At 62.4% G+C, this 12,368-nt stretch carries 11 protein-coding genes; 4 read left to right on the forward strand and 7 right to left on the reverse strand.

The features are described from left to right. Positions 1-7: 7 nt before the first annotated feature. From RBH77_RS05415 to acs, 3 genes are all read right to left on the reverse strand, one after another. Positions 8-1,636, reverse strand: coding sequence for a GMC family oxidoreductase (locus tag RBH77_RS05415; RefSeq protein ID WP_311031102.1), 1,629 nt, complete (start codon positions 1,634-1,636; stop codon positions 8-10). Next, positions 1,633-2,616, reverse strand: a complete 984-nt coding sequence (locus RBH77_RS05420; RefSeq protein WP_311031103.1) for a D-2-hydroxyacid dehydrogenase family protein — start codon at positions 2,614-2,616, stop codon at positions 1,633-1,635. The genes RBH77_RS05415 and RBH77_RS05420 overlap by 4 nt, the downstream gene beginning before the upstream one ends. 153 nt (positions 2,617-2,769) lie before the next feature. After that, a complete protein-coding gene (gene acs / locus RBH77_RS05425) occupies positions 2,770-4,725 on the reverse strand; it encodes an acetate--CoA ligase (RefSeq protein WP_311031104.1) in 1,956 nt (651 codons plus the stop codon). Between the two features lie 291 nt (positions 4,726-5,016). Here acs and RBH77_RS05430 point away from each other — a divergent pair, with 291 nt between their 5' ends. Next, positions 5,017-5,289, forward strand: coding sequence for an usg protein (locus RBH77_RS05430; protein WP_311031105.1), 273 nt, complete (start codon positions 5,017-5,019; stop codon positions 5,287-5,289). A gap of 22 nt (positions 5,290-5,311) precedes the next feature. Here the strand turns inward: RBH77_RS05430 and RBH77_RS05435 are convergent, their stop codons facing one another. Further along, positions 5,312-5,722 (reverse strand): hypothetical protein, encoded by a 411-nt coding sequence (locus RBH77_RS05435; RefSeq protein WP_311031106.1) that lies wholly within the window; start codon positions 5,720-5,722, stop codon positions 5,312-5,314. A gap of 119 nt (positions 5,723-5,841) precedes the next feature. Then, positions 5,842-6,507, reverse strand: coding sequence for a YggS family pyridoxal phosphate-dependent enzyme (locus tag RBH77_RS05440; RefSeq protein WP_311031107.1), 666 nt, complete (start codon positions 6,505-6,507; stop codon positions 5,842-5,844). 128 nt (positions 6,508-6,635) lie between these two features. On the opposite strand from RBH77_RS05440, the gene leuS reads away from it, so the two are divergent. The 3 genes from leuS to RBH77_RS05455 all read left to right on the forward strand — a co-directional run bounded on the left by leuS (position 6,636) and on the right by RBH77_RS05455 (position 10,878). After that, on the forward strand, positions 6,636-9,281 hold the full coding sequence (gene leuS / locus RBH77_RS05445) for a leucine--tRNA ligase (protein WP_311031108.1): 2,646 nt from the start codon (positions 6,636-6,638) through the stop codon (positions 9,279-9,281). Beyond that, the gene (locus tag RBH77_RS05450) at positions 9,268-9,834 is read left to right on the forward strand and encodes an LPS assembly lipoprotein LptE (RefSeq protein ID WP_311031109.1); all 567 of its coding nucleotides are present in this window, start codon (positions 9,268-9,270) and stop codon (positions 9,832-9,834) included. The genes leuS and RBH77_RS05450 overlap by 14 nt, the downstream gene beginning before the upstream one ends. 120 nt (positions 9,835-9,954) lie before the next feature. Next, the gene (locus RBH77_RS05455; protein WP_311031110.1) at positions 9,955-10,878 is read left to right on the forward strand and encodes a 1-acyl-sn-glycerol-3-phosphate acyltransferase; all 924 of its coding nucleotides are present in this window, start codon (positions 9,955-9,957) and stop codon (positions 10,876-10,878) included. On the opposite strand, the gene RBH77_RS05460 is transcribed toward RBH77_RS05455, so the two are convergent. Continuing rightward, entirely contained in the window at positions 10,865-11,680 is an 816-nt protein-coding gene (locus RBH77_RS05460) for a 2-keto-4-pentenoate hydratase (RefSeq protein WP_311031111.1), read from the reverse strand. The two genes, RBH77_RS05455 and RBH77_RS05460, sit on opposite strands and share 14 nt — an antisense overlap. Before the next feature lie 12 nt (positions 11,681-11,692). Next, a complete protein-coding gene (fsa, locus tag RBH77_RS05465) occupies positions 11,693-12,346 on the reverse strand; it encodes a fructose-6-phosphate aldolase (protein WP_311031112.1) in 654 nt (217 codons plus the stop codon). Between the last annotated feature and the right edge of the window lie 22 nt (positions 12,347-12,368).

Below are 12,368 nucleotides of genomic sequence, written 5' to 3' on the forward strand. Positions count from 1 at the left end.
TGGGCTATCACCCCCGCGCGTCCGCGAGGATCATCTCGGATGCCTTTTCGGCGATCATGATGACCGGCGAGTTGGTGTTGCCCGAGGTGATGGTCGGCATGATCGAGGCGTCGACCACGCGGAGCGCACCGATGCCTTGGACACGGAGCCGTGCATCCACCACCGCCTGCGGATCGCTGCCCATCTTGCAGGTGCCGACCGGGTGGAAAATGGTCGTACCGATATCGCCCGCCTTCTCCGCAAGCTCCTCGTCGCTCTGGAATTTCTCGCCAGGCAGCATCTCGCTCGGCTGGAAGGGGGCGATCGCCTTGGTCCTCATCAGCTCGCGCGTGAGCTTAAGCGACCGCACGGCGACGGCACGATCGTTCGGCGCCGACAGATAGTTCGGCCGGATGAGAGGGTGGGCGTCCGCTTTCACTTCCGTCATGTGGATCGAGCCACGGCTTTCGGGCCTCAGATTGCAGACCGACGCGGTGACGGCGGGAAAGGGATGCAGCGGGTCGCCGAGCTTGTCGGTCGAGAGCGGCTGGACATGGTATTCGAGGTCGGGCGTTTCGAGACGCGGGTTGCTTTTGGTGAAGATCCCGAACTGGCTCGGCGCCATGGAAAGCGGTCCTGACTGGAATAGTGCGTATTCGAGGCCGATCGCCGCCTTGCCGAACAGGCTGTTGACACGCTGGTTCAGCGTGCGGCCATTGCCGAGCCTGTAGATCGTGCGCAGCTGCAAATGATCCTGTAGGTTCTCGCCGACGCCGGGGAGTTCCCTGACGGGATCGATGCCGAGTGCCTGGAGGATGTCGCCCCTGCCGATACCCGACAATTCCAAGAGCTTCGGCGTGTTGACCGCGCCGGCCGCCAGGATGATCTCGCCTTTCGCGGTTGCGGTCGCGGCTTGGCCGCCTTGCGTGAATTCGACGTGTTTTGCGCGGCCGTTCTCCAGGACGATGCGCTCGGTGAGCGCGCCGGTGATCAGCCGCAAATTGGGTCGGGAAAGAGCGGGCCGCAGGAACGCTTTTGCGGTACTCCAGCGGATGCCGCGCTTCTGGTTGACTTCGAAATAGCCTGCACCTTCGTTAGTGCCCTTGTTGAAGTCGTCGGTTTCGGGAATGCCGAGTTCCTTCGCGGCCTCGAGGAAACTGTCGAGGATCGGCCAGGAGAGCCGCTGCTTCTCCACGCGCCATTCGCCGCCTGAGCCGTGCAGATCGCCCGAGCCGCGCCAATTGTCCTCCGATTTCCTGAAATAAGGCAACACGTCGTCCCAGCCCCAGCCGGCATTGCCTTGCTGGCGCCAGCCGTCGTAGTCGTTGGCCTGGCCGCGCATGTAGATCATGCCGTTGATGGACGAGCAGCCGCCCAGGACCTTGCCGCGAGGATAGGCGAGCGAGCGGCCGTTCAGCCCCTTGTCTGGCTCGGTGCGCATCATCCAGTCGGTGCGCGGATTGCCCATGCAGTAGAGATAGCCGATGGGGATATGGATCCAGCGCCAGCTGTCCTTGCCGCCGGCTTCGAGCAGCAAAACTCGGTTCTTCGGGTCGGCGGAAAGCCGATTGGCGAGCACGCAACCGGCCGAACCGGCGCCGACGACGATGTAATCGTATTCGCCTTCGCTTTTCCGACCTTCTTCCGTTGCGCTCATGATGCTTTTTCCCCCGCCGGCTTATTGAGCGTGCGTTCCGGCCTGCCGGCAAGCCAGGCCGCGATGTCTTCGGCCGCGTCGGCGAAAAAGACGCGGTAGGTTTCCTCCGTCACGTAGCCGAGATGGGGCGTTGCCACGACACTCGGCAGTGCGCGGAACGGGTGGCCGGGCGGCAGCGGTTCCTGATCGAAGACATCGAGCGCTGCGCCGGCAAGCCTGCCACTGCGAAGCGCCTCGATCAGTGCTGCCTCGTCGACGAGCGGGCCGCGCGCGGTGTTGACGAGGATCGCTCCTTGCCGCATCAGACCGATCTCGCGCCGGCCGATGATACCGTGCGTCTCCGCCGTCAGCTTCAGTTGCAGGCAGACGACATCGGAACGCCCGAGAAGGTCGTCCAGCGTCGCGACATGCCCGATGCCAAGTTCCCGGCTTTTCTCCGGCGTGAGGCTGCGCGACCAGCCGATCACGTCCATGCCGAAGGCTCGTCCGTAGCCGCAGGTGAGCCGGCCGAGCTTACCGATGCCGACGACGCCGAGCGTCTTGCCCTGCAGCCCGCTGCCGACCTCCAATTGCCAGCGGTCGCCGCCCGCTCGCAAATTGGCGACCTCCATCGGTATCTTGCGCATGAGCGCCAGAAGCAGGCCCCATGCAAGTTCGGCCGCCGGGCCAGCAACACCGCGCGTGCCGCAGACGAGGATGCCGAGCTTTTCCGCCGCCTCCGTATCGATCGAGGCGTTGGCCATGCCCGTCGTCACGAGAAGCTTCAGCTTCGGCAGGCGCGACAGGAGCGCCGCGTCGAAGACGGTGCGCTCGCGCATCGCGACGATGATATCGAAACCGGCCAGCTTGCCTGCCAAAGCTTCCGGCTCGATATGATCGGGGAAGGTCTCCAGCCGCACCTTGCCTTCAAGCGCGCTCCAGTCGGCCATCTTGAGCGCGACCTCCTGGTAGTCGTCGAGTATCGCGCAGCGTAGTTCCATTTTCTTATGCCTTGAATTCGCGCTGGCCCGCCATGGCGGACCAAAGCTTCTGGAATAGTCGGGTTTTCGTTTCCCGACGAAAGCCGGGAATGCTTTTCTTGAATGACTGACGTCGCTAGGCGCGGACGGGCGATCCGCCCGCGCAGCGGAAGCCTATGCCCTCTTGTTCTGGCGGTTGGCGATCAGATCGTCCACCACGCTCGGGTCGGCCAGCGTCGAGGTGTCGCCGAGCGAGCCGAACTCGTCTTCGGCGATCTTGCGCAGGATACGACGCATGATCTTGGCCGAGCGCGTCTTCGGCAAACCTGGGGCGAACTGGATCTTGTCCGGCGCTGCAATGGCACCGATCTCCTTGCGCACATGGGCGATCAGTTCCTTGCGCAGTTCCTCGCTCCCTGCGACGCCCTCGGCGAGCGTGACGTAGCAATAGATGCCCTGGCCCTTGATATCGTGCGGGTAGCCGACGACGGCGGCTTCCGCGACCTTGTCGTGGGCGACGAGCGCAGACTCCACTTCCGCCGTGCCCATGCGGTGGCCGGACACGTTGATGACGTCGTCGACGCGGCCGGTGATCCAGTAATAGCCGTCGGCGTCGCGCCGGCAGCCGTCGCCGCTGAAATATTTGCCTTTGTAGGCGGAAAAATAGGTCTGCACATAGCGGTCGTGATCGCCGAAAACGGTGCGGGTCATACCCGGCCATGCCTGCTGCATACACAGATTTCCGCTGCCTTCGCCCTCGATGACGTTACCGTCACCGTCCAGCAGTTCCGGGACGACGCCGAAGAAGGGCAAGGTAGCGGAGCCCGCTTTCAGGTCGATGGCGCCGGGCAGGGGCGCGATCATGATGCCGCCGGTTTCGGTCTGCCACCACGTGTCGATGACCGGGCACTTCTTTTCGCCGACGACGTTGAAATACCATTCCCAGGCTTCGGGATTGATCGGCTCGCCGACGGAACCCAAAATGCGCAGCGATTTGCGCGAGGTCTTCTGGACCCATTCGTCGCCAACGCCTCTCAAGGCGCGGATCGCGGTAGGCGCCGTATAGAAGATGTTGACTTTATGCTTGTCGACGACTTCCCACATGCGCGACGGGGTGGGATAATTCGGCACGCCCTCGAACATCAGCGTGGTCGCGCCGTTCGCGAGCGGCCCATAGAGGATGTAGGAGTGGCCGGTCACCCAGCCGACATCGGCCGTGCACCAGTAGATATCGCCGTCGTGGTAGTCGAAGACGTATTGGTGGGTCATCGACACGTAGACGAGATAGCCTCCTGTCGTGTGCAAAACGCCCTTCGGCTTACCGGTTGAGCCCGACGTGTAGAGAATGAAGAGCGGGTCTTCCGCCTTCATCTTTTCGGGCTTGCAGTCCGGCTTCACCGATGCCGCTTCCTCGTGCAGCCAGAAGTCGCGACCGTCCACCCAGTCGATCTTGCCACCGGTGCGGCGCGTGACGATAACCTTGTCGACCTTGACGCCTTCCCTGGCGGCGATCTCGATCGCCTTGTCGGTATTGTCCTTCAGTGGAATGCGCTTGCCGGCGCGCAGGCCCTCGTCGGCGGTGATGACGAAGTTCGACTTGCAGTCGACTATGCGTCCGGCGAGTGCGTCCGGTGAAAATCCGCCGAACACGACGGAGTGGATCGCCCCGATACGCGTGCATGCGAACATCGCATAGGCCGCTTCCAGGACCATCGGCATATAAATGGTGACCCGGTCGCCTTTCTTGACGCCGTGCTTCTTCAGCACGTTGGCGAAGCGGCATACATGCTCATAGAGTTCGTTGTAGGTGATCTTCTTCTCATCGTAGGGGTTGTCGCCTTCCCAGATAATAGCGACCTGGTTACCCCGCTTCTTCAAATGGCGGTCGATGCAATTGTAGGAAACGTTCGTCAGCCCATCCTCGAACCACTTGATCGAAACCTTACCGTCGAACGAGGCGTTTCTCACCTTGGTGTAGGGCTTGAACCAGTCGATGCGCTTGCCATGCTTGCCCCAGAAACGGTCCGGATTCTTCACGCTGTCGGCATACCACTTCTGGTAGGTCTGCTTGTCGATCAGCGCATGCTTTTTCCATGCGGGTTGGATACGATGGACATAGTCTTCGGACATCTGTTTCCTCCAGTTGCCTGCCGGCCTCGTCGGACGGCCGGCTGCCGTTCGCGCCATTATTAACATTCTGCCGGAGGCTACAACATTAGACGTTCGGTTTGAGCACCGGCCGGACGACGGTGCTGTGGCGATTGCCGCCGGCTGCTGTCAGCACTCGCTCTTTCATGCTGCCAAGCTACTGATTTGATTAGTGAAAGATGGCCTCTATAAGGCTTTTGTCTAATGGATCGTTAACCATCCACCCGGCACAATTCGAAGCGTGGAGGAAGCCATGACGCGGGGAGCACCGACATGCACGCCACGCCTGAAATGGAACTGATGCTGAAGGGATACGGCCTCACCACCGCCGAGATTCTCTATCACATGCCCGACCACCCGCATTTCCTGCAGAGCTATGTCTGGCAGGAATACGACATAGCGCCGAAATTCCCGGTCCTATTCAAATTCCTGGAGTTCTGGAGGTCCAAGCTCGACGGGCCGCTGCATTCGGTCAGCTACACGCACCGACGGCTGATCGCACCGAACGAATGGCGCAATGTGAAGGGCGAACTGCTGTTGCATTGAGCCGCCGGCGCGCAGGCCACACTTATTCGAGGGCGAGCGCGACGATGGCGAAGGCAGTCATGCTGAACGCCGCCGCCATCAGCGGCAGCAATATCAGGAGCATCGCCGTTCTTGCCGGCATGTGCGTCTGATCGACCTGGAATTCGCTTGAAAGCCATTCGTCGAAACTGTCCGCGTGTGTCGGCATCCATGTGCGAAATCGGTGCCACTCATGACCCATGATGAGCGGCAGCGCGACCACCATGGAAAAGAATCCCGTTATCACGACGAGAAGATAGTCGGCATATCCGCCTCCGCCGAAGCCGATCCATCCGGCGATGACGAACCATACCGCCAGCACGACCATGGCGGTGTAGACGCGCGGGTGCAGCCCGTTGAAGATCGGTTTGTCGGAAACAGGTATATTGCGGCGTGAGATATTTTCGTCGCGCATGATGCCCTCCTTCGATCGGCGAAGAAGCGGCCAGGCGGTCGCTCATGTTCTACTCGGGAAGTGGGAAGCGATCGGCCGGAAACAATGCGGTCGAATGCCGCGCGCAGAATACCGCCCCGTCAGGTCCGTCCGCCGAAGATGGCGGAGCCGACGCGCACATGAGTCGCGCCGAAGGCGATCGCCGTCTCGTAGTCGGCTGACATGCCCATGGAAAGTTTCGCCACGCCGGCCTCGCGCGCCAGTTTTTCGAGCAGCGCGAAATGCGGACCCGGGTTCTCGTCCACCGGCGGGATGCACATCAGCCCCTCTATGACCAGTCCGTGCACCTCGCGGCAACGCTCGACGAACGCCACCGCCTCGCGCGGGTCGATGCCGGCCTTCTGCGGCTCGGATCCGGTATTCACCTGAACGTAGAGCTTCGGTGAACGGTCCTGTTTCTCCATTTCGGCGGCGAGTGCGGCGGCGATCTTCTCGCGATCGACGGTCTCGATCGCGTCGAACAGCGCCACGGCTTCCTTCGCCTTGTTCGATTGCAGCGGCCCGATCAGGTGCAATTCGATGTCCGGTTGCTCCGCCTTGAGGCCCGGCCATTTCGACTGAGCCTCCTGCACACGGTTCTCCCCGAACACGCGCTGGCCAGTCTCGATGACAGGGCGGATCGCATCGGCTGCGAAGGTCTTGGAAACAGCAACGAGCGTAACCGATCCGGCTGCCCGGCGTGCATCGGCCTCGGCTCTTGCGATATTCTCTTTCACGGCGTTCAGCCGCGCCACCTTATCCGTCATTTCTTTGCTGCTCCAGCATGCGCCAGCACGCGCAGTTGACGCTTCGTGCAAAGCATGGTGAAGGTCGCGCCACATTTCCAACCTGTGACCGTCTTCTCCTGCCCTGCCTTTTAAGCGAAAACCCTGTCATGGCAACTGAACGATATAATCCGCGCGCATCCGAGGCCAAATGGCAGAAGGCATGGGACGAGGCGCGGCTCTTCGAAACCCGGAACGACGATCCGCGACCGAAGCACTACGTGCTGGAGATGTTCCCCTATCCGTCGGGCCGCATCCATATGGGCCATGTGCGCAACTACGCCATGGGCGACGTGGTGGCACGCTACCGTCGCGCGATGGGCTCGAACGTTCTGCATCCTATGGGTTGGGACGCCTTTGGCCTGCCGGCGGAAAACGCCGCGCGCGACAACAAGGTCAACCCGCGTGAGTGGACCTACGCCAACATCGCCGCGATGAAGGCGCAACTGAAGACGATGGGGCTGTCGCTCGACTGGGCGCGCGAGATCGCGACCTGCGATCCGAGCTATTACAAGCACCAGCAGAAGATGTTCCTCGATTTCTGGCGTGCGGGCCTAGTCGAGCGCAAATCGGCCAAGGTCAACTGGGACCCGGTCGACATGACGGTGCTCGCCAACGAGCAGGTGATCGACGGTCGCGGCTGGCGTTCCGGCGCCGAGGTCGAGCAGCGCGACCTCACGCAATGGTTCTTCAAGATCACGTCGATGGCGCAGGAACTGCTCGACGGGCTCGATACGCTCGACCGCTGGCCGGAGAAGGTCCGGCTGATGCAGCGCAACTGGATCGGCCGGTCGGAGGGCCTCCTGATCCGCTGGGCGATCCAGCCTGAAACCGCGCCTTCCGGCGAGACCGGACTCGAAGTCTATACGACTCGTCCCGACACCATCTTCGGCGCCTCCTTCATGGCGGTTGCGGCGGATCACCCGCTGGCGAAGAAAGCGGCTGAGAAGAACCCGAAGCTGGCAGCCTTCATCGAAGAGATACGTCATGCCGGTACTTCGGTGGCGGCGCTTGAGACGGCGGAGAAGAAGGGCTTCGACACAGGTATCCGCGTGGTCCATCCGTTCGATCCGTCATGGACGCTGCCGGTCTACGTCGCCAATTTCGTCCTGATGGAATACGGTACCGGCGCCATCTTCGGCTGTCCGTCGGGCGATCAGCGCGACCTCGACTTCGCCAACAAGTACGGACTGCCGGTCATCCCGGTCGTCATGCCCGAAGGGGGGGATGCGGCGACGTTCCGCGTCACCGAGGACGCCTATGTCGACGACGGCGTCATGATCAATTCGCGCTTCCTCGACGGCATGCGGCCGAAACAGGCTTTCGAGGAGGTCGCCACGCGGCTCTCTGGGATTTCGAGCGGCAACCGGCCGGTGGCCGAGCGCAAGGTGCAGTTCCGCCTGCGCGACTGGCTGATATCGCGCCAGCGCTATTGGGGCTGTCCGATCCCCGTGATCCACTGTGACGATTGCGGGGCGGTGCCCGTTGCCGATTCCGCGCTTCCTGTCGAATTGCCGACCGATGTCACCTTCGACAAGCCGGGCAATCCGCTCGACCGTCATCCGACCTGGAAGCATGTTTCCTGCCCGAAATGCGGTAAGGCGGCGGTGCGCGATACCGACACGATGGACACGTTCGTCGATTCGTCCTGGTATTTCGCCCGCTTCACCGATCCGTGGAACGAGAGCGCTCCGACGACGCTCGCCTATGTCGACGGAAAGCAGGGCTGGCTGCCGGTCAATCAATATATCGGCGGCATCGAGCACGCGATCCTGCATCTGCTCTATTCCCGCTTCTTCGTTCGCGCCATGAAGGCGACCGGCCATGTCAACGCGGTCGAGGAGCCTTTCGAGGGGCTGTTCACGCAGGGCATGGTGGTGCACGAGACCTATCGGCTCGGCAGTGGGCCGAGCGCGCAATGGATCGAGCCGGCCAAGGTCAGGATCGATGAGGTGGACGGCAAGCGTAGCGCCACGCTCATTTCATCCGGCGAGAAGCTGACGATCGGCTCCATCGAAAAGATGTCCAAGTCGCGGAAGAATGTGGTCGATCCCGACGACATCATCTCCGGCTACGGGGCCGATACGGCGCGCTGGTTCATGCTCTCCGATTCTCCGCCCGACCGCGATGTCATCTGGACCGAGGCCGGCGTCGAGGGTGCGCATCGGTTTGTGCAACGGGTCTGGCGCATGGTGTCGGATGCCGCGCCCTTCCTGAAGGGCGTCGAGGCGCGGCCGGCGCATGAGGGGCCGGCTGCCGAAATCTCCCGGTCGGTGCACCGCACTTTGAAGGCGGTCGGCGAATCGATCGAGCGGCTGGCCTTCAACACGGGCGTTGCCGCCATATACAAGCTCGCCAATGTCCTGCAGCCCGTGCTTGCGGAGCTTGCCGCCGGAAAGGACGACGCTGCCATCCGCGCCGCGTTGCGCGAAGCTGTCGAGACGCTTGCCGTCATCATCGCGCCGATGATGCCGCATCTGGCCGAGGAATGCTGGGCCGCGATCGGTGGCGAAGGACTGGTCGCCGAGCGCGCCTGGCCTCTGTTCGACCCGGCGCTGGTCGTTGATGAGGAAATCACATTGCCGGTGCAGATCAACGGCAAGAAGCGCGGCGATTTGACAATTGCGCGCGACGCGGATCAAGGTGCCGTCGAACGGGCGGCGCTCGACCTCGATTTCGTCAAGAAGGCGCTGGAGGGCAGGCCGCCGCGCAAGGTGATCGTGGTTCCACAAAGGATCGTCAATGTCGTTGCGTGAACGGAAAGGCCCGCTCTTCGCATTCGCATTCGTTGCCGGTCTGGCGGTCACCGCCTCCGCCTGCACGGTTCGGCCCCTCTACATGAAGGAGGACCCGGCCTCGGCCGGCGCGTCCGCCGGGACTGCCGCGGAGCTGGCGTCGGTCGCGGTTAATCCGGTTAAGACACGCTATGCCCAACTGGTGCGCAACGAGTTGATCTTCCTGCTGGGCGGCGGCGCCGGCGAGGCGACGAACCCCCGCTATACGCTGGACCTCAACGTCTCCAGCCAGCTTATGTCGAGTGCGACGGCTCCCGCCTCCACGCGTGACGACGTCAACGTCCCGACCGCCGCCATCCTGACCCTGACGGCGAACTATACACTGGTCGACGTGACGACCAGCAAAACGGTCGCCAAAGGCAGCCGCAATATCTCCTCCTCGATCGACGTTCCACGCCAGCAATACGCCGCGCTGCGTGCCGAAAACGATGCGCAGCAGCGTGCCGCGCGCGAATTGGCCCAGCTTCTGCGATTCGCCATCGCGCAGGATCTCGTGCGCGAAGGGAAGAAATAGGCCTCGACCGCGGGGAACTTTCGCATACCCGCCGGGTTTACGGATCGGATGTCATTGCGGCGTCACAGAGTTCAGACAGACAACCCTGAATCGAACGGGCCTGAACCGAGCGGGTTGCAAATGGATCTCCGTACGGCGCCGTCCTCCTTCGCTGAAGCCTTTGCCGGCGAATTGCCCGGTTCTACGCCTCGCGAGCCACATATCATCGACCAGCTGATCGAAGAACGTGCCACGCATCTGTCGAAGACGGCGCTGTGGCCCGTTTTGCGCCCGATCCTCTACCGTGCTTTCCAATACAGGCGCGCCGTTTCACTGGCCGACGAGATCGCCGGCATGTCGGGCCATGATGCGATGGCGCATCTGGGCGCGTTGCTGTCGCTGGATGTCGATGTGATCGGCCTTCCCAACATTCCCTTGAGCGGCGGGTTCATCCTTGCGCCCAGTCACCCGACGGGCATTGCCGACGGAATCGCGGTCTTCGAGCTTCTGAAGGCTATCCGGCCAGACATGGCGATCTTCGCCAACCGCGATGCACAACGTGTCGCCCCCGGCTTCCGGGACCTCATCATCCCGGTCGAATGGCGACAGGACGAGAAGACCCATGCCAAGAGCCGCGACACGCTGGAGTTGACCGCTCGCGCCTTCATGCAAAAGCGGGCGATCGTGCTTTTCCCTTCGGGCCGCATCGCCTACTGGCATGAGGGAAAGCTGACGGAGCGGCCATGGCAGACCTCGCTGATCTCGCTCGCCAGGCGCTATGACTTTCCGGTCGTTCCCGCGCGCATGACCGCGCGCAATTCAGGTCTCTTCTACTTCCTATCGAAATATTCGACGGAATTGCGCGACATGACGATCTTCCGCGAATTGCTCAACAAGAAGGGTCGCTCCTATTCCGTCACGATCGGCCGGCCGATCCCGGCTGCCGACCTAGAAGGCGAGCCGGGCGAAGTGATCGCGCGTCTGCAAGAGCATACGGTTTTCGGTCTTGCCGCCGATCCGGATGCCGATTTCCGGGCGCAGGAAAAGCCTGTCAGCCGATCGTGATCGCCAATCCGGGAAGGTCGATGCCCGATAGCGTCGTCGACCATTTCTCGCTTGCCGTGACCGGAAAGGCGCGGGTCAGTGTTCCGGTCGTCACCAATTCGCCGGCCCTGAGCGGCGGATTGAGGTCGTCGCTCCCCAACACCTCGACCAGATGTTTCAGCGCGCTCAGCGGACCGTCAAGCACATTCGCGCCCTTGCCGATATCCGCTTCCTCTCCATTGCGATGGAGCGCGATTGCGAAGCTCGGCAGCGCCTCGAACAAAGCCTCGCGTTCATCCGCTTGGATGGCGCGGCGCGGCCCGACGACCAGCGCGCCGTGCAACCCGCCGTCTGCGATGCAGTCGGCGACGGTGAAGCGCCAGCCGGGGAAGATCGAATGCACGATCTCGAAGCCGTGCGCGACCCAGGCGAGAGCGGCCAGGATTTCCCGCTCGTTCATGCCGGGGCGCAAATCGTCGGCAAGGCCGAACATGATTTCCGGCTCGATCCTCGGCTCTGGCAGGTGCGAGACGCGAATCACCCCGTCCGCCGGGATCTCGCTGGCAGTCGTATCGTAGACATCGCCCCAGATCGGCTCGTAGACGCCGTACTCCGACCATATGCCGCGATTGGTGAAGCCGATCTTGCGACCGATGGATGCCGCACCGTCTTCCTCGCGCAATCGGCGCAGTGCCGCCGTGACCCGATAGGCCTCGCGTGCCGTGAAGGAAGGGCGCCGCAGCGAGAAAGGCTCGATCTGGCGCCCGCGCTTCAGCGTTTCCAGCGCTTCGCGGGCGATGGCTTCGGCTTCTTCCTCGTGCATCCGAACTATGACCTAGGCGATGGTCTGGCCGGTCTTCTTCCAGTCGGCGAGGAAGGATTCCAGGCCCTTGTCGGTCAGCGGATGCTGGTAAAGCGCCTTGAGGATTTTAGCCGGGACGGTCGCGACGTCGGCACCGATGAGGGCTGCCTGCTTGACATGGTTCACCGTGCGGATCGAGGCGGCGAGGATTTCCGTCTTGAAATCGTAGTTGTCATAGATCGTCCGGATCTCCGAGACGATCTCCATCCCGTCATCGGCCATATCGTCGACGCGGCCGACGAAGGGGGAGATGAAGGTCGCGCCGGCCTTGGCGGCGAGAAGCGCCTGGGTGGCGGAGAAGCAGAGCGTGACGTTGACCATGCGGCCTTGTGCGCGCAACGCCCTGCATGCCTTCAACCCGTCCATGGTCAGCGGTACCTTGATGGCGATGTTTTCGGCGATGCCGGCGAGCACCTTGGCCTGCTTCATCATGCCGTCGTAATCGGTCGCGGTGACTTCCGCCGAAACCGGTCCCTTGACGATGTCGCAAATCTGTTTCGTCACATCGAGAATCTTGCCGCCCGATTTCATGATGAGCGAGGGATTGGTGGTGACGCCGTCGACGAGGCCCAGATCGTTCAGTTCCTCGATTTCCTTTAGGTCGGCTGTATCGACGAAAAATTTCATTGCCGTCTCCTTCATTAACATG

Origin of the sequence: Mesorhizobium koreense (genome assembly GCF_031656215.1) — a bacterium.
Classification (GTDB): Bacteria; Pseudomonadota; Alphaproteobacteria; order Rhizobiales; family Rhizobiaceae; genus Mesorhizobium_L; species Mesorhizobium_L koreense.